Source organism: Fodinibius sp. Rm-B-1B1-1, from assembly GCF_038594945.1.
Lineage (GTDB): Bacteria > Bacteroidota > Rhodothermia > Balneolales > Balneolaceae > Fodinibius > Fodinibius alkaliphilus.
Window position 1 is genome coordinate 1,223,811 of record NZ_JBCFYD010000002.1, and the last position, 18,669, is coordinate 1,242,479.

The 18,669-nt window shown below is 38.2% G+C and carries 13 protein-coding genes and 1 pseudogene; 5 read left to right on the top strand and 9 right to left on the bottom strand.

Annotated elements, in window-relative coordinates:
- The 4 genes and pseudogenes from AAFH98_RS12695 to AAFH98_RS15130 form a co-directional block, all read right to left on the bottom strand.
- On the bottom strand, positions 1-933 hold the full coding sequence (locus AAFH98_RS12695) for a 5'-nucleotidase (protein WP_342523094.1): 933 nt from the start codon (positions 931-933) through the stop codon (positions 1-3).
- Positions 934-945: 12 nt separating this feature from the next.
- Complete coding sequence (locus AAFH98_RS12700) at positions 946-4,791, bottom strand: type IIG restriction enzyme/methyltransferase (RefSeq protein WP_342523095.1); 3,846 nt, start codon at positions 4,789-4,791, stop codon at positions 946-948.
- Between the two features lie 169 nt (positions 4,792-4,960).
- Positions 4,961-6,424 carry a hypothetical protein gene (locus AAFH98_RS12705; protein ID WP_473730266.1) on the bottom strand — a complete coding sequence of 488 codons (1,464 nt, stop codon included), beginning with the start codon at positions 6,422-6,424 and terminating at the stop codon, positions 4,961-4,963.
- A gap of 39 nt (positions 6,425-6,463) precedes the next feature.
- A pseudogene (locus tag AAFH98_RS15130) lies at positions 6,464-6,634 on the bottom strand (competence protein CoiA family protein); the annotation flags it as partial.
- A 153-nt stretch (positions 6,635-6,787) separates the two neighbouring features.
- On the opposite strand from AAFH98_RS15130, the gene AAFH98_RS12710 reads away from it, so the two are divergent.
- Entirely contained in the window at positions 6,788-10,147 is a 3,360-nt protein-coding gene (locus AAFH98_RS12710; RefSeq protein WP_342523097.1) for an AAA family ATPase, read from the top strand.
- A complete protein-coding gene (locus AAFH98_RS12715) occupies positions 10,144-11,199 on the top strand; it encodes a 5-methylcytosine restriction system specificity protein McrC (RefSeq protein WP_342523098.1) in 1,056 nt (351 codons plus the stop codon). Before AAFH98_RS12710 ends, AAFH98_RS12715 begins: the two co-directional genes overlap by 4 nt.
- Before the next feature lie 201 nt (positions 11,200-11,400).
- Here AAFH98_RS12715 and AAFH98_RS12720 read toward each other — a convergent pair whose 3' ends face one another.
- The 3 genes from AAFH98_RS12720 to AAFH98_RS12730 all read right to left on the bottom strand — a co-directional run bounded on the left by AAFH98_RS12720 (position 11,401) and on the right by AAFH98_RS12730 (position 15,066).
- Positions 11,401-12,867, bottom strand: a complete 1,467-nt coding sequence (locus tag AAFH98_RS12720; protein WP_342523099.1) for a hypothetical protein — start codon at positions 12,865-12,867, stop codon at positions 11,401-11,403.
- A 160-nt stretch (positions 12,868-13,027) separates the two neighbouring features.
- A complete protein-coding gene (locus AAFH98_RS12725; RefSeq protein WP_342523100.1) occupies positions 13,028-13,615 on the bottom strand; it encodes a hypothetical protein in 588 nt (195 codons plus the stop codon).
- A 92-nt stretch (positions 13,616-13,707) separates the two neighbouring features.
- Positions 13,708-15,066 carry a Y-family DNA polymerase gene (locus AAFH98_RS12730; RefSeq protein WP_342523101.1) on the bottom strand — a complete coding sequence of 453 codons (1,359 nt, stop codon included), beginning with the start codon at positions 15,064-15,066 and terminating at the stop codon, positions 13,708-13,710.
- A 90-nt stretch (positions 15,067-15,156) separates the two neighbouring features.
- Between AAFH98_RS12730 and AAFH98_RS12735 the strand changes: the two genes are divergently transcribed.
- Together AAFH98_RS12735 and AAFH98_RS12740 are read left to right on the top strand one after the other, a co-directional pair.
- A complete protein-coding gene (locus AAFH98_RS12735) occupies positions 15,157-15,852 on the top strand; it encodes an SOS response-associated peptidase (RefSeq protein ID WP_342523102.1) in 696 nt (231 codons plus the stop codon).
- Entirely contained in the window at positions 15,839-16,150 is a 312-nt protein-coding gene (locus AAFH98_RS12740; RefSeq protein WP_342523103.1) for a hypothetical protein, read from the top strand. The genes AAFH98_RS12735 and AAFH98_RS12740 overlap by 14 nt, the downstream gene beginning before the upstream one ends.
- Here the strand turns inward: AAFH98_RS12740 and AAFH98_RS12745 are convergent.
- Positions 16,147-16,797, bottom strand: coding sequence for a LexA family protein (locus AAFH98_RS12745; protein ID WP_342523104.1), 651 nt, complete (start codon positions 16,795-16,797; stop codon positions 16,147-16,149). The genes AAFH98_RS12740 and AAFH98_RS12745 overlap by 4 nt on opposite strands.
- A gap of 175 nt (positions 16,798-16,972) precedes the next feature.
- Between AAFH98_RS12745 and AAFH98_RS12750 the strand changes: the two genes are divergently transcribed.
- Positions 16,973-17,167: a hypothetical protein gene (locus AAFH98_RS12750; RefSeq protein ID WP_342523105.1), complete on the top strand. Its 195-nt coding sequence runs from the start codon at positions 16,973-16,975 to the stop codon at positions 17,165-17,167.
- Positions 17,168-17,235: 68 nt separating this feature from the next.
- On the opposite strand, the gene AAFH98_RS12755 is transcribed toward AAFH98_RS12750, so the two are convergent.
- Entirely contained in the window at positions 17,236-18,363 is a 1,128-nt protein-coding gene (locus AAFH98_RS12755; RefSeq protein ID WP_342523106.1) for a tyrosine-type recombinase/integrase, read from the bottom strand.
- Positions 18,364-18,669: the final 306 nt, after the last annotated feature.

Here is an 18,669-nt window from a genome sequence, read left to right on the forward strand (position 1 = left end):
CTAATTATCTTTATTAGCTATACCGAATGGAATATGAACTAAAGTAATATTTTTTAAATCCTGATCGAGGTGAGATTTTTGATCATCAATAAATAAATGAGGTTTTAACACTTCCAGTACTCGTTTTTTCTTAATCCCTCCTAAAAAGAACATTTCATCTACTGAAACACCCCAATGCTCCAAAGTATTAATTGCTCTTTCATGAGAAGGTGCATTACGAGCAGTAACAATTGCAGTTTTAAGTATTTTATTATAGTCAGGATCTTTTTCTTTTTTCTTCGACTCTAACTTCTGAAAGAAGGCTAATTTTCTAAAAAAATCAGCTAATATTCCGGGACTATGAGGTTTTACGACATTTTCAGTTTCATGATCATGAAAAGCATCCAATTGGTCTTCAGCTTGATAAACTTTTTCTGCCTCATCATCAATTACAACTCCGTCAAAATCAAAGGCGACTCTTAGTTCCATCTCCTCGTCATCATCTTCAATATCTGATTTAAGTATCAAACCAGCTGGATAGTTCAGATCAATACTTTTATTCACATCATCTTGATCCGTAGTTAAAAATAAGGAGATATTATATGATGGAAGATATACATGGGGCGATTTCCCAGAGGTGAAGACTCCTCTTGTAATGTCTAAATCATATTCCTGAATTGAGTTAAAAATTCGTACCCCTGTTTCCGGACTATTTTTAGATAATAAAACTACTTCAACAGGTACTTTTTCATCATAGACGTCATTAATATTCAGGAATCTCTTTACAAATGGGAATGCCAAACCCTTTTCGAGTATTGTTTCACGATTTTGTATTTGAAACTTCTTGTAGGCCTCTAATCCGTCTCTTCTAAAAATTTTGTCTTCTTTTTTTAAATCAAAGAGGGCACTGGATGAGATACCAACAACAAGCTTTTTTTCAATTGGATATGGCATCGTAGTTTAGATTTAGTTACCCACACTCTCTTCCACAATCCCAATTTCCTCCTCACTCAACCCATAAAGCTCATAAACAAGTTGGTCTATCTCCTCCTCCAGCTTGCTGGTGTCAGCTTCAGGGTCTTCTTCTTTGGCAGTGAGGATTTGATCGACAAGGGATTCTATTTTCTGTGGTAGATCTGAATTGTTAGCACTGGGGATAGGAAATTCTTTAAAATAGACATAGCTTGGCTCATAGTAGTCCCCCCTAAGTTTCGGAAGTATGACTTCGAATAAAAAATGCGTGGTTTTACTATTAAGGACACCTAATAGAAATTTATCATTTAATGAAATTATGTAGCATTTCTGATTAGTAATTTTGTTATCAGTATCGAAAGTAAATTCTGGACGATTGCAAATATTGGGGAAAACTATTTTATCCTCCGCAAATTGATCGTAATACGAACATGCCCTTAATTCCCACCAATATTCGCCCTGATCGTATCTTTTCTTAGCTCTATTCTTGAAGTTTTCTAAATGTTTTGCAATTGCTGGATACTCATTTTTAAACCAATTCCATTTATTTTCTGAGGTTGCATTATTCTCTGTAAATCCATCAGGTATTAGAATTACGAAAGACTCATTTATTGGTTTTTTGTATCTCTTAATCTCATTTCCTACGAGAAAAGGTTTTATCAGGTCAGTGCTCTTTCTATCTTTTTCTATAAGTTTATCTTTAGTTTCTTTATCTATCAGAAAGGCATCATTTAGACCAGTAATAATCCCCCGATAGATATTATCATTTGCATAGTCTTCAACTCTTGTCCCTTTTGCCCTTAATTCTTCAATAAGTTTTTGGGCTTTTTCTCCTACTAAAGTCCATCCTTCATCAAGTAACTTTGTTTGGTCTACACTAAAACTACTTTCAGCAATTAGCGAAGCTAAATCTTCGAATTCGAGAGATTCTATTTCCATTGCTTTAAAACTTTCTGTTACCTCAGTTTTATTGATCTGAAGTAAGCATGGATAAGCAGACGCTTCCTGAAAAACTGGTAGATCACCAAAATCAATCAGTGATTTTAACTGATAATTACTTAAAAATTCACGAAGTGGTTGACCGTAATTTGTCCTCAGCCATTTGTTTGAAACTATGTAATGAAAGGTACCTTTATGTGTAAGCAAATTAATACCTTGTTCTACAAAATACTGATATAGGTCAGCAGTGCCGTAATACACTTCAAAACTCTCTGACAAATAATCTTTTATATCTTTCAACGCTTCTTGTCGCACATAAGGCGGATTTCCAATCACTGCATCAAAGCCGGTGTAATTTCCGTCCTCATCCAGCACTTCAGGAAACTCAAACCGCCATTCAAAGGCTTGTTCGTAGAAGGTAGCACTTTCAAGTTCCTCTAACTCCTCTTCCAATTTGCCAATTTTCTTTTTGGTCTTCTTTATTTTCTTCTGGTCCTTTTTGCTCTTCTTTCCGCCCTCAAACAAGTCCAGCTTGGCTTCTTCCTTAATCAGTACCTCACGCTGCTTTTTAAGTTTTTGTCGGACGGGGTGCAGTTCTTTAAGTCCCACTGAGAAACTCTCCTTAATAGAGTTAATCTTCTTTTTCAGCGCCCGTTTATCCTCCTGGTCACCGGTTTCCTTGTAGCTTCGTACGGCTTGTTTATACTCTTCAATCGTCAGATCATCGTTGTTGGCCAGAATCTGAGAAAGGTCGGCATCCAGATCAAAACGGCTTACCAGCGAGTTGCCCTTCTTGATGTTAATATCAATGTTGGGTAGTACTTCAAGCTGTTGGAAGTCCGTACCTTCTTTGTAATAGGCGTGCTTGAGCAACTCAATCCACAGGCGAAGCCGACAGATATTGACGGAATTGGGATTGATATCTACCCCAAACAAACAGTTTTCAATGAGGATATTCTTTTCGCGGAACAGAGCTTTCTGCAGTCGCTGGGTATCAGAGCCGACCGTACGCTCTAAACGATTGTTCTCCTTCCAACTGTGGTGCACCCGGTATTCAAAGAAGGGATCTTGTCCCACTGAGATGCTTAACTCATCATTATCCACGCTAATATCCACATCCCGAATGCGATGATTCTCCTCATCCACAAAGATGCGTAGATCACTTTTAATAGCAATTAGTTCATTCAAGGCCGAAACCAAAAAGTGTCCGGACCCTACGGCCGGATCACAAATGGTAATGCTATTTACAATCTTGTTGGCTTCATCATACGGGACTTCATGACGAGCAATCTTTTGGGATACCTCTTCAATATCTTCACATTCCCACCCATTGTACTCATCATTAAACTTCTGTACCACCGCCCGACGAATGGTCTCCCGACACATATATTCGGTGATGTAGCCGGGCGTAAAAAATGAGCCATCCTTATAGCCGTTAATCTTTTCGAATATACGTCCCAGTACCGACGCATTGATCAGCGTCTTGGCTTCTTCCTGAACTTCGGCTGTGCCCTCGGTATTAAAGTTATAGGCATCCAGGAAGCGCAGCAGGTATTCGAGCGCAGATAGCTCTTCTCCTTTCAGACGCTGACCATCCCGATCCGTAATTTTACTGCGGTTATAAACCGGCATTTCTAATCCGTCTTCCAAAGCGGAAATAAAGATGGCATCCGCTTCAATATCAGCCACATCAAAAAGTGAGCTATTCAGGTATGGGATATGACCGAAATGCGTATTAATGCGATCAGAACGCTCTTCAACCGGTACGGCCAATACCTGAAAGAAAAGCTTATTCAGTCCATCGTACTCCTCAATGTCACGGTGATTTAAAAACCGGAACCGATCATCTTCGCGATGATATTTGAAGAGCTGGGCTTCCAACAGCTTTAAAAACAGGATGCGATTGATCCAGGTAATCAGCAGTTGGATGGCCACATTAAATAGCTGCTCTTCTTCATCGTCCCCAAACTCCGATCGATTCGGCAGCCGTGATAATACATTCACACTTTTGAGCTGGGTAATCGTATTCTCAATAAGCGAGGCATGCTGACGGTTCTCCTCATCCAGTCGCGTAATATAGTGGGTCCCTTTTTCTTTGTATTCCTTAAGCCCCATGATATACAGCAGCTCTTTGTAAAACGCCTTGTTGAGCTCGTTGCTATCACTGGCAAAGGGTTGCTTGAGTAGGTGCGTTGGCGTAAATAGTTTAAAGACCGGAACCAGCTTTTTTTGCTCATCTCTACTTAATTCTTCTTTCTCTAACAGCGTACGGTATTTTGTGATATCCAGCTTAGCTGCCTGAATCGTGGTATCCAGCTCATCAACAAACGCCGAAAGATGGTTATATACAAAGTCGGTACGCGAGCTTACCTTTTGTCCCTGTTTCCACTCTTCATACCATCCCGTTAAGGTTTTCGACTCATAAAAATGACGTTCAAAATCCTGGGCATCGAAAATATACCACTGGTAGGTATCGGTAATGATGATATGCTTAATATCTTCATTGCCATTATCGATGCGTTCCCGCAGGTAATATAAAATCGTCTCGTGGAAGGCCTTGCGATTCAGATCATCCCCGGTAATCATTTTGTTATTAGAAGGGCGTTTGGCTTCTATAATCACCCCTACCTTCGACTGGCGGGTTTTACCGTTGTGGATTGCTAAATCCTGCCGCTCCTTGGTGTTGATATAGTGCTCTTCTTCAAAATTAGTGTTATCAAAGAAGGGCTTCATTAATCCTTTGAGGTGTTCTTCGGTTTCGCTGTCTTTGACCGCATCATCCGCCTCATTTAACAGCTTCAACAAACGCTGACGAAAGGTCTCAAATTCGGTTTTTGTGATAGACTCTTGAAGGAAAGCGTTATCAACGGCTCGTCTTGCGGAAATCGTCGCTATCTGCATCAGTAAATAGTTAAAAAACCAACTTTTTGTTAGGCCTCATTCTAAGGACTGCAGAGGGAAAGAGCAAAACAGAATTTACACTAAAAATTAGCCAACATATTCTGCTTAAATACAGAGTTCAGTTTACACTACCGCTTACACATCTTTAAGTGCTTCAAATAATGAATACTTACTTACCCTTAACATTAAGAATTGAATCGTCAATAATTGGTGCTGCTTCCACTGCCTGTGGAATGCTTGTATTACAAGCATGACGATGTTTAGCATTTTTTATACTGGATTCTGAAATTAAAACTTCTTTAAAGTCATCATGTTCACAAAACGGACAACTATCACCATCCAATTTAGAAAAGTATAACAAACACTTCTTACACCTTCGTCCCTCTTTCTCATTTTGCTCAAACACCCTCTTTTCAGATGCAATCATATCTTGTATCCTTTTCATTACAAGTCTTCTATTCATGAGATTAACCAACTTACTATATAGATACTGAACGCGCTTTCTCTTTTTCGCTATTTTGTACCTCCTCTTTCCTATAGCTCTTAACCTTCTCAAATGAGCTAAATATTTATCCCAACTATTGATCCTAATTCTAAATTTATTATAATCATCGTCATCTGTGTTGAGAATATTAATCTCTGCAAGGTAGTTTAAATACTGTACAATTGGTTTATAGGGACTATCAATCATCCAATTCTCCTCATCTGAAAAAAACCATGCCCCTTTCTCTCCATACCATTTCCCTCTTCTCTTGCCTATTTTTTTATGCTTTTGTTTTATAGAATTCAAGGTTTCAACAAAGTCTAAAATACCATATTTGTTTACCACCCAATTTTTGACCTTGTTGGCTTTTATTATAGTATCAACGGATTCATCCTGTATGAACTTTAGAAAAATAGCACTTTGCCAAACTTTTGGGTGGACTTGAAATATCCAACCACTATCAGTTTGAACAGAAAATATTTTGGGGCCTACTTCCTCCTCATAACCAATGTGTTGAAATTGCTTCCGTATAAGATTAGAGTTTGCACTTTCCAACTTGCCAAGACGATCTTCTATTTCTTTACTGTCTTTCGCTTTTTCTAATCTTTCTAAATCCTCTTGATATAGCTCTCGTTTTTTCTCCTTAAGCTCTTTGAAATCTTTTTTCTTTTCTTTCTGCTTTCTAATTTTTTTGTTTATTTGCTCAACTTTTATTTCTAATTGAGCCAAGTTCTTTTCATAATTTTCTTCTCCCTTAGGATTGTGAATCCATTCTTTATTTTCGACATTCTGTATTACCTCCCAATTAAATTGCTCAATATCTAAAAGTGTGTCTTCAGTTAAATCACTTAAATCAATTTCAAGCATTGGTTCTTGCACTGATTTAATCAAAGAAGCTTTTTCCTCATCCACCTCATGAGAAACTTTGATTTCTATATTTAAAGATTTCCCATTTTTAAAAGCTATAACATCTGGTCTATATCCACTTTTTGACACTTCTACATCGACTCTGTCAAACTCAACATTGTCAGGTGGGATATGAGTGTTTTTACCGTAATGAGGTATCCCTTCATCATCATAGGCTATCGTCTCTTTTGAATACTTAGGAGTATAAATTAAAAGTTCATCCTGTATAATTTGTTTAGCCATAAGATGAATAGCCGTTTCAAGTGAACCTGGGCATTGCGTAGATTTATAATGTGCAAAATGTGGAACCTTCTTCTTACCCTGATTGCGTGCAATTAATTTAGCTTCACAGTTAGGACAAATACAATTGCATTTTAACCCATTCTCTACTTTTGTAATGTGGTATAATCGCCCCTCTTTGAGGCCAAAGGGTAGTTTTATATCCCCTGACATAACTATATTTGGCTAAAGTACTTAAGTATATTTTGTGATATACTTTAATCTAAAATTTATGAATCAACAAATCAGAAGTAAATTTCTTTTATTGCTAACAATAATTTTTATTACAAATGAATTAATAAATTAGTAATCCATTTGTTTAGAGATATGATTCCTGAAAATATTACGAAGGAGCACATTAACAATGCGTTGGCAGAAATAGATAAAAAGGGAGTGCCACAAGGTCGCCATTCAACAACATACGACCTTCTTTGTGATGGTAAGACCTATCCTCCCAAATTAGTCCTCTCCATAGCTAATAAATATGCTAATGGAGAAGAGCTGGACCCAAGTGAATTTAAAGGTGGTGAAGGGACTCCCGCTTTTAAAAAGCTCAAAGAATTAGGATATGACATTATTCCTAAGAAAGATGAAGTAGCTGAACCGGACACCGATTACAATTCAATTCAGAAAGAGTTAATTGAACGTTATAAGAAATTAATTCAAGCGGATAACAACGAAAAAGAGCTATATAAGTGGCAGCTTGTAAAAGAATTTCAACAAAAATGGGATATTGATGCTGAAAACTTTGCTGAAATGGCTCAAGGTATTGAGTTCGGTAATCTATTGGACTATAGGAGCAAGACTCTTATTCACTTTGTAGAGGATTATCCGGAGGAGGCTCGCTCGTTATTTAAGATGCTGTATGACGAGACAATTCCTGTGAAAAAACGAATTGATGATTTTGGTGAGCAAGCAGAAGAATTAGTTAGAGAGCATTATCCTGATAAAGGATCATTTCAAGATGAGCGTACTATAGCTACCTATCTTACTTTTAGGTATCCAGATAAATACACCTTCTATAAGTATTCTTTTTACTCAGATTATACTGATTTATTAGGGATTGATAGACCTTCAGCCGGTGAACGATATATTCATTATTTAGAGCTTATAGAAAAATTTATTGATGAGTTTATCTCTAAGGATAAAGAGCTGATAGAATTATCTCGAAAAACGTTGACAGATGACTGTTACGAAGATGATAATCTAAACCTACTGGCTCAGGATATTTTATTCAGAACCTTAGAAGGTGAAAAAGAGTCCGAAAGTGATTTTAAAGAGGTTTTGGACCAAATGGAATATGAGCAAGCCTCAAAATATTTCAATGGCCTCCAAAAAGTTGTCAAAGAGTTAAAGGTAGAACCTTCCGATCAGCGAGTAGTCTTTAGCGTTCGCACGGACAGCCCAAGATTAAATCTAACTATCGGGCAGCGCTATTGTTTAAGTTTCTATGCTGATAAGGAAAAACCATGGAGATTTATTCATCCAAATAGCAGAGTAAACTCAAAAACCGGTGAAAAATTTAATGGACCACCAGAGGCATATTTCCATTGGACTAAGAGCTATACCGAATTGCAGGAAGAATTTGATAGTATCACAGCTGCTTCTCTAAAAGAATTAGAACGTACTCAAAGTTCCAGTTTTAAAAAGTACAATAACGATTTCTTTGAGAAAGCTGTATTTGATGATCAATATAAAAGAGAAGTATTTAAAGACGTTTTTGATATGGAAGCAGATAGATTACCAAAGGTTAAGAGCTATCTTAAAAAGTTTTCAGAAGTAGCTGACCAACATTTTACAGAAAGAGCCTTTGTAGAACGAAGGTATGAGTACTTTCAGGATTTCTTTAAAAAAGAAAACTTGAAGCAAGCTGAGTGGAGTGATTTTCAAGAGATGGGGGAAAAAGTCCATGGCCTTGCTACTAACGCTTTAGCCTTGAAAAGAGCTTTTGGCGATCCCAATCATGACATCAAACGCTATCGCAAGGCGTTTTTATATCTGGCCTATGGCGATGATCCGTTATCAGATCGAATCAATGCAATGCTGGATAATGACAGCGAATATCATCTAAAATATTTGGCTGAATCCTTTTACGGTGAATTAGTTGGGTATTTATTCCCTGAAAAATACGTGTTTTATAATCGCCGAGATAAAGAAGCTACCTCCTTTTTGGAATTGGATATATCCCGTGAACGTGGAGAATCGTTTGGTGATTTCTTTATTCGATATAACAATCAGCTAAGTCCACTTATAGAACTTTATAAAGAGATCGTTGGTAGGAGAACCGAAACAACCATACCGTTGGAATTAGATCAGTTTTTTAGTTGGCTGTACGAAAATCACGTATCCAAAGAAGAATCGGATGTCAGTAAAGAGGTAGCTGAAGAAGATCGCAATTACTGGTGGCTAAATGCGAATCCGGATATTTGGCGTTTTTCTGAGAAAGAAGTGGGACAAGAGCAATGGTATACATCCCGCAATGACAATGGAAACAAACGACGTATATACCAACATTTTCAAGAAGTAGAGCCTGGTGACTTGATAATTGGATATGAATCTACTCCGGTAAAGCGCGTTAAAGCCGTACTGGAAGTTACAGAAGCTCTGCATACTGATGATGACGACAAAGAAAAATTTACATTTAGGTTAAAAGAGTTTACACCGAATCAACCGGGTTGGGATGCCTTACAATCGATTCCTGAATTGGAAAGCTGCTCTGTCCTGAATAATAACCAAGGCAGCCTATTTAAGCTTACAGAAGATGAATTCTTGACGATACGAGATCTGGCATTTAACGGGGTCCAACAACATTCCCCCTATACCATGGAGGACGCACTGAATGAAGTGTTCATGCAGGAAGAAGAGCTCCAAAATATTCTCGATCTGTTAGAGTATAAGAAGAATATCATACTACAAGGTCCTCCAGGTACTGGAAAAACATTTTTAGCTAAGCGTTTAGCCTGGCTAATGTCTGGTTTTAAAGATCGAAACCGTATAGAAGTCGTACAATTTCACCAGTCCTACTCGTACGAAGACTTTATCAGAGGCTATCGTCCCACAGAAGATCACTTTGAGCTGAAGGACGGCATTTTTATGCAGATGTGTAAGCGAGCAAAGTCAGACCCAGAAAATAGACCGTATTTCTTGGTCATTGATGAAATAAACCGTGGAAATTTAAGTAAGATTTTTGGTGAGCTCATGATGCTCATCGAAAATGATAAGCGTGGTAAAGATTTTACCGTTAAGTTGCCCTATAGGAAAGGTGAAGATGATCCCAACTTTTATATCCCGAAGAATCTACATCTCATTGGCACAATGAATACGGCTGATCGATCGCTGGCTATGGTTGATTATGCTCTTCGCCGACGGTTTGTCTTTATTGATATGATGCCCAACTTCGGGGATAAGTTCCAGAACCACCTTAAAGAGCGAGGTGTTGAAGAGCATTTAATTGATACCATTGTAGAGCGTCTCCGTGAACTGAACAATAAAATAGCTGATAAACAAGAGCTGGGGCCTGGACCTGGTTACCAGATTGGACACAGTTATTTTTGTGGTACCAAGAACGGTGACGAAGATTGGTATAAAAATATCATCGAATACGAAATTATACCGCTTCTTAATGAATATTGGTTTGATAAACCTACCAAAGTAGAAGAAATTGAAGAGCAACTGCTTACGATATGAAGCAGGTACCGGTCCAAAATATCTATTACCTATTAAGCTACGCTTGGGATAAGCTGGATGAAGCCGAGCTAACCAAGGCTGGGATTGACGATTTTGAGGAGGTGGCCAACCTTTTGGGTAAAGTATTAGCCAACGGCTGTAGCTATCTATTCAAGCGGGGACTGTATCGAAATTACCGGCAGAAAGAAGAGGAAATCCCGGGTATTCGAGGGAAGCTGTTAATCGATGAATCATTAAGTAGTCTTTCTTTTCAGAATAAAAAAGCTTGGTGCCAGTATGATGAACTAAGCCGCAACGTGTTACCCAATCGCATTCTTAAATCTACGGTATTGCGGCTCTTACAAATGCCTGAAATCGAGAATGGTTTGCATCGAGAGTTAAAGGAGATCTATTACCGATTTTCCGATGTTGAAGAGATTCGCCTACAAGGTCACCATTTTACACAAGTTCAAATACATCGGAACAATGCCTTTTACGGATTTTTGATACAGATCTGCCAGCTAATATTTGAATCTTCAGCACTGGATGAATCTGGGCAGCGATATCAATTCAGGGACTTTACCCGAGATCATCAAAAATTGGCTCGTCTCTTTGAAGCGTTTGTCTTTAACTTTTATCAGAGAGAACAAAATCGATACAAAGTAAAAAGTCCCAGCTTTCCTTGGCCCTTTAAATCTGAGATAGAGGAGCACAACGAATTAATGCCCTCTATGTTTACCGATATCGTATTAGAAGACGATGAGCGTATCATTATTATTGATACCAAGTTTTATTCCAAAACAATGGCCCGTCGTGAAGATATAGACTCCATCTCATTTAAGTCGCCCAATATGTATCAGATCTTTGCCTATATGCAGCATATTCCCAATCCTGAAAATAAAAAGGTAGAAGGCATGTTGCTTTATCCGGATGTGGGAGATTCCATTCATGCTACTTATACGTGGAATGATCAAGCATTGACGTTTAAGACAGTAGATTTGAATAACGAATGGGAAAACATTGAGGCTGAACTTTTCGAACTAATAGATTTAATTAAACATATTTCAGCATAAGTAATTTTGTAAACATCCCAATATTAGAACTAAATTTTGAGGAATTTAAATAGAACTTCTGTATGAATTAGGCTCTTCTTAAAGCCTGGTATGAATAATTACTCTTCGCATATTTTTCTTGATGCATAGTATTTTAAAAGCCTATATCATAGACGCCCTTGATCTTGAAGAACCTAATTGTAAAGACTTATCAAAATTAGATTATTGTTTAAACTTCCTTACAAAGTCATCAATAGATATCCGCTTAAGTTCATTCTGACTTTTCTTAAACAAATAACCCTCCCCGAAATCTAAGTATAGCGGACAAGAAGCCATATTCCAGCTTTTTCTTTTTTGTTTCCAATCAAATTCGTAGTGACCTTTTTGGGTACGCATAATCTCAAAGCCCTTACTTTTTGTGTCACTAACTATTTTTTCTCTTTCCTTTTTCAAAAAACTTTCTTTTGAGTTAACTATTTTAGATTTTTTTTGAATTAACTCCTTTTTTGATTCTTTCAACTCTTCTACTTTAGCCCACAAGTTGTTGTTTTCTTTGTTTAGCTTATCAATTTTTGACTCGACTAACTCATGTAAATCTTTTATAAGCTCTTGTTTTTGGAGGATAATTTGTTCCTTTTGATTGATCAATTGCTTTTCCAGATTTTCCAAATTACGCCTTAACGAATTGACTATTTCTGTTAAGTCCAAAAGAAAGAGGTAGTCTCTTCTTCGATAAGAATAACGTTCAAATTCTTTATCACTACTTATGGACATTAACTCTGGAAATAAAGTATTTTTGTCTTCTTTTTTGATTACCTGTGTATTGGTATAGTTTTGGGGACTAATTTCATTGTAGCTTACAATCTTAAAAGATTGTTCCCTTATTTCTAACTCCTCTTTATTATTGATGTAAGATAACTGCTCCTTAATGGAATTTATTTTATTTTTTACCTGCTCAATTTTTTCTTTTTTATTTAGGTAATCTTCTTTGTAAACATCTGCTACCTCCCATTTTATTCTGGATATCAAGTTGTTCCAAATCAAATCGTTTGAATACCAATGATTTAAGATCTTATCAGCGAGAGAGGTTATGTTATTTAATTTACCTTTGCATTTTGAAATTAAATCATCGTTTTCTTCAATTTTTGACACTTCGTAATCAATCGAGGATTCTACTGAGGATATTTCATTTTTTAGTCTATCTATTCTTTTTGATACTCCTTGTTTTAATATGCTTAGGTCTCTTTGGGCATTCCTTTTTATTCGTTGTAAATTTTTATTGACTACACTTTTTAATTGAAGACGTGATTTAAATTCTTCAGCATTAATTATCCAAATCATATCACCGTAAAAATTTTCCCTTCTTCTTATTTCAGAAGAAGAAATTGGTGAGTTTTGAAATTCCAGTACTTTTCCACTTGGGGTTTGGATATCTGCACGATGAATTTCATCAGCTTTACTAATTACGACTTCTTGCCATTCATCGGGGAATCGGGATTTCCATTCTACATGCCATTGAGTTTCTTCGCCTGACCATTCATCACAATCCCTTTTACTCTCATGTTGCCAATGACGTCTAAACTCTCCATAATGTCCTATCACTATACTTTGACAAACTGGACATCTTGCTTTTTGGCCAGAATGTTTGGGGCTTATTTTATTCCCATTTTTATCAAGTGCAAATTGCATTATTTATGAACTTCTAAAGCTAATTTAATTTTGGCCTTGAAGATAAAAGAAATTTCATTAAGCAATGAATATGTAACTTTGATTTAAAACCTCAATACGGACGTTCCTTTTCAGAAAGCCGAGTTAAAAATTGGGAAACATTGGTTAATTGATTTTAGATTTAATCATCACCATAAATAAGACACATTTCAATCGCACGCATTTTATCAACTTTATAGTCATATCCCGCTTCTGTCAGTCTATCTGAAACTGTATTTTCTATCTGAGTTGACATACCATAATCGTAGCTACTAAATGACTGGCAGGCTTCAATGAATTGCCAAAGGTATTGTTCCTCCCATTTCAGGGTGGTAGCAGTTTTCTTGTAAAGAACTTTGTCGATTTCTGGGCTATGAATTGGATAACTATATGGATTAAGAAAATGAAGCATGGCTGTAGTTGCTTCAAAATTCCCAAAATATAAAGCAAGGTCTGTTAGCTCCTGAAAAGAAATATTTTCGTTAAATGCGCCATTGAACTTATTAACCATAAACTCCAAATCTTCACTGTCATAATTGAAGCTTTCTTGAGGTAAATTTAACCATCCCTTAATTAATTCGACACCAAGTATGATATATTCAGGCTCAATATTATATACCCCATCAAACTGTTTTAGTATTAAAGGATAAGACAGCAATTGTTGATCAAATTCAGGCAGTGTTAAATTTCTTGCCCTCTCTTCAAAGTTAATATCTTCAAATATTGACATATAACTACTTTCCATTTCTAATTGCCCAAGAATATTACTAATAAATTTAACCTATGCTATATTTTTTCATTTAAGACCAAAATTCACTCATTTTATATCGACCGCTCTTTAAAATGGGTATTCCCCTTCACGTCAAATTGAGCAATACCGTGATCAATGGTATCTAATCCGAAGCGGTTGTTCAGATAATCCATAGCTTGGTACATTCGCTTTACTTTGGGATTTTCCTGGAAAAACAGTTCGGCTTGTGTCGTCATATTTAACTTGGTCGTACCCAGCATGATTGCCCGAAACTTCTTGCCTTGGTCTTTGCAGTAGAATAGCATCGGCAGGGCTTTCTGCAGGCAGTTTCGGAGTACGTATCCATCTAAGTTTGTCAGTCCCGGAGCTCGAAACGTAAAGGAGAATCCTTCTTTCTCTTGCCCTTGAAAGCGAACATTGCCAAAATATTTGTCTGATTTCTTTCCGTATCCTCTTAGGCGGTAGCAGACCTGCTTAGTCGCCTTGGCAAACTCTCCGGCCACCTTCCACGGGTCATCCGTCCACGTCGAAAACGTATGGCCGTATGATACTCGCTCCGGAATATATTCGCTGTCATCGCTTACAATTGCCCGGTCTTTTCCGGCCACCGTCTCCCACAGCATCTTGCCAAAGTATTTCCCAAACAGCTTTTGAAAAAGCGGATAGCCCCGCGCGATAGCCTCACCGATAGTGGTAATGCCCCGACCTTTGATCTTCGCATACCGACGGCTACCGATACCCCACACCTCATCAACAGGTAAGGGCCAGATCTTCTCTTTAATTTCTTCCTCCTCTGTCAGCACCGTAAGTCCGTCTGGTTTCTCTAAATCCGAAGCCAGCTTGGAGTAGGTCTTAGAAGTCGATATTCCAACGCTACACCGAAGACTGGTTTCCTCATAAATAGCCTCCTTCATCTCCCAGGCGAATTCCACCAATTGCTCATAGGATTCCTCCAGCTTCCACGTAATATCCAAGAAATACTCGTCCATACTGTAGGCTTCTACATCCGGGGAAAAGCTGTCCAACACATCTTTGATACGTTTGCTAAACGCCCGGTACTTTTCGTAGTCCACTTGCTTAAAGATTACATGCGGACAAAGCTTATAAGCTTCCAAAGCGCTCATGCCGGTCTTCACGCCCCAAGCCCGAGCTTCATACGAGCTGGTGGCCACAATCCCTTTAACCGTTCCGTCCGGCTTGCGCCAGCCGCCCACGACCACTGGCATACCGTACAGGTTATAGCAGAGCTGCTCGACTTGTGCGTAAAAGGCGTTCATATCTACGTGCACATACAGACGCGGAGAGTTCCCCGGATGCTGCATGTCGGCAGCTATGGTTTGGTACCGCGTGATGTTGTGGACGTTCTTATTTAGTTGGTAGCGACCGGGATCGGGCAGTTCAGGGAGACTATTAAAATCAGGGATATTCATATTGACAGCGACAGTAAAAAGAAGCTATATTATATATGTGTGTTTACACATATATTAAAACATTGCCAACAATAATCAAACAGGAGTCTTATGTGTGGACGATATTGGAGAGATATTAAATTTCAGGAGGCCTGCAAGGATATGTTCGAAGTTCCGTTCGATATTGATGAGATACTGCCGAACTTTAACGTGGCACCGACCACGCAAAACCCAATTGTGTTGCAACGAAATGGGACCCGTTCTATCGAAGAATTTCGCTGGGGACTTATTCCCTTCTATGAAAAGGAAGGCAAGCCCAAATACCCTTATTTTAACGCACGAGCCGAAAAACTTACGGAGACAGCTGCCTATAAAGGTCCATTTAAGAAAAGTCGATGTATTGTACCCATTTCGGGATTTTACGAATGGAAACGTTCGAATGGAGAGAAGTATCCCTACGGCTTTGAAATGGCCGAAAAACCTATCATGCCACTGGCAGGGTTATATCATGAGTGGGAATCACCGGACGGTTCCAAACGGATTCCCTCGTTTACGATCATTACGACTGAAAGCAACGATATTATTGGAGAAATCCATACTAAACGTCGCATGCCGGTTATCCTAAGCGAAGAGGATTTTGACTTTTGGCTGGACCCTGACAATGAAAATACCAAGGTCTACTATGATGGTGGCATTTTCAAACCCTATCCAGATGAAGCAATTCACCGCTTTCCGGTGTCGCGAAAAGTGAATTCCACCAAAAATAATGGTCCTGAGCTAATTGAAGAGGTCGATGAGTGGCAGTAACCAACATAGCGAGAAAGAGCCTGAGCCACTGATTGTTATTACGACGGTGGCCTCCTTTGCTGATAAGCAAAACGGGATAACCAAACGCCTGCAACCGATTCGCATCAAGCGTCAAAACGGACAGGTCCATCACGTGCAACAAATTCGCAAATGCCACGAAGAACCAGTTGGCCACGGACACAAGCAGATCCATATCACCCTGCAAACCAAAGACGACCGCTACCTGGATATTGTTTTTGACACGAAAAAAGTAGGTTGGTATCTGGTCTATGAAGAAGCAGGCATGCTCTTGGACTAATTGTAAGAAGCTTTCACCAGTCCATCTTCACTGATATGTCCCAGGTATTTGCCTAATACCCGAACCTCTTCAAATTCCCCGGGCTCAATAATAATATCATCATGGTCAGGATTGGCCGGTTCCAAGCGAACGCCATTCTTTCTGACATGAGCTCGTTTTAGTGTCGTATCCCCGTTATATAATACCGCTCCTACGTCTCCATCTCGGAGTTCTGTTTTTGACAGAATGACCTTGTCCCCTGTAGAGATACCTAAACCTTTCATGCTGTCGCCTTTCACTCGAAGCCCAAATACATTCGAGGCATTGGGAAAGAAATCACCAATGGTAATTTCTCCTAAATCCGCTTCTATGGCTTCTTCCATCGTACCCGCAGTTATCTCACCTAAGATTGGTATTGAACGGCTCACCTGTTCCTCATCCCGGGCCATCCAAACATCAGTCGGATTGGTAAAGGTATAATTGCCTTGGCTATCCTTTTTAAGAAATTGCTTACTTACCAGTGCATTGTAGTACTGGGTTACGCTGTTTTCTGAGCTAAAACCAAGCCGGTCGGCCAGCTCTTTGTAGGTTGGCCAACGAAAGTGCTTACGGACATAGGCGATCAGCGTATCGTAAAACTGTTGTTGTTTATTGGTAAGGTCAGCCATAGCTATTTATGTGTGTTCACACATAAATTAACCTAAAGGAAAAAGAAATAAAAGTTTACTGGTTCCCCTATAAAAATTGGAAAAAGTGAAATTAAATAGAATATGGTAGCTTAAATCAGATTATATTAACCGGAATTTTAATTCACTTAAATAAAAGTAACTCAATCTGACTACCTTGAATACCAAAACAAAAAATAATTCTCAACAAGTTGAAGAGGCTTTAAAAAACACGATCATAGGCTTGGACAATGTACTCAAAATTATTGCCGAGGATCCATCTATGGAGTGGTTGGTTAATGAAATTATGTATGACATGAACCATCTGGATGAATCCATTCAAAAATTGAAAGAAAAAGCTTCTTTCAGTTAATTAACCTTTTTTTTAGAAAGAAGGATTAAAACTCCCTATGTATAAACTATCATAGGGAGTTTTATATTTTATAATAAACCAGCGGTTTCTCGAAAGCTTAATGAATCCGTATGGTCATAAAATTCTGAGGTAACCTTGGTACTTGAATGCCCCATTAGCTTGCTTACTGCATACATTTCTCCTCCTTTTTCAAGCGTATGGGTTGCAAATGAATGGCGCAGGCAATGAAATTTCAACTCATCCGGAAGACCTATTTTCCGCATTGTTCGCCTAAATTTTTGCTGGATACTTCGCAGTGAATATTGCCCATGCCCCCGCTCTTTCGGAAGCACGTAACAGCTATTCTTTGTTTTGCCTTTATAATACTTCGGGGCTTTCTTCATTTTCTTGTTCAGTGTAAGCTCAAATATCTTGATGATATTAAATGGTTTTTTCTCTAACGGAACCAAACGTCCCTTATCGGTTTTGGTAATCTCCGGTGGAATATCAATATAGCGCTCCTCAAAATTGATCATATTCCATTTTAGCTGATTCATTTCACCAATACGCATTCCAGTGAAATATCCCAGGCGGATCACCAATCCAATTAATTTTCCCTCAGTATGTTTGAGTAATTTTTGTATTTCTGTATTGGTAAATGCCCGTTTTGTTTTTTTAGTATTATATAAAATATCCTTCCCTTCGTAAGGGTTTTTTATCAAGAAATCATAGTCTTCAGCCCAAGAGAAGCAAGCTTTTATTGATCGCAATTCAAGATCAATGGTCGTTTTTTCTACTTGGTCTTTATTCAAGCGATAAAGTTTATACTTAGATATTAATTGCCGGTCATATTCATCTAAAGGTAAATCTCCACAAATACGAAGCAAGTGGTTAAAAGCAAGTTTATAACGATCATAGGTTGATTCGGCCCTACTGCTTCGAAGATCCGGTAAATAATACTCGTCAAGATAAGTAGAAAAAAGCGGGGCTTTCTCTTTTTCCTGCTGATGTTGCCGATGATTTTTAAAGTGATCCAATACCAATTCTATCCCTTTTTCTTCTGCTTGCTTGTGAGCCTGCTCTCGCTTTTTCTTCGACGCACCTTTAGGATAGCTTACGCCTGTAGACCGACGAATTCGATCACCATTTTCATCTTCAAAAAAGATGTATAGTCGGTTTTTGTCGTATCGTTGCAACGGGTAAATAGAAAAGTCCATAATAAACCTCCATTTAGTTTTAATTGTAATGGAAGGCTAAAATGAGAATACTCCTTAGATTGGCTCTGGATAGTAAAAAACTTTTATAATCCAGTTATTAGAAGTACGCTTTGAGGGGGTAAATCTGGTGTCTAAATGGTGTCTAAAATTGAATAATCAGCCTTTGCATCATTTGAGGAGGGGTTTTCCCGGATTTTGAATCCGGCGCGTCTACCAATTCCGCCACTCGGGCATTTATTTTTGAGAAACTGAATATAACAGATAAGCTGCTATTTCTACAACCGAAATTACACTTTTTTAGGATCA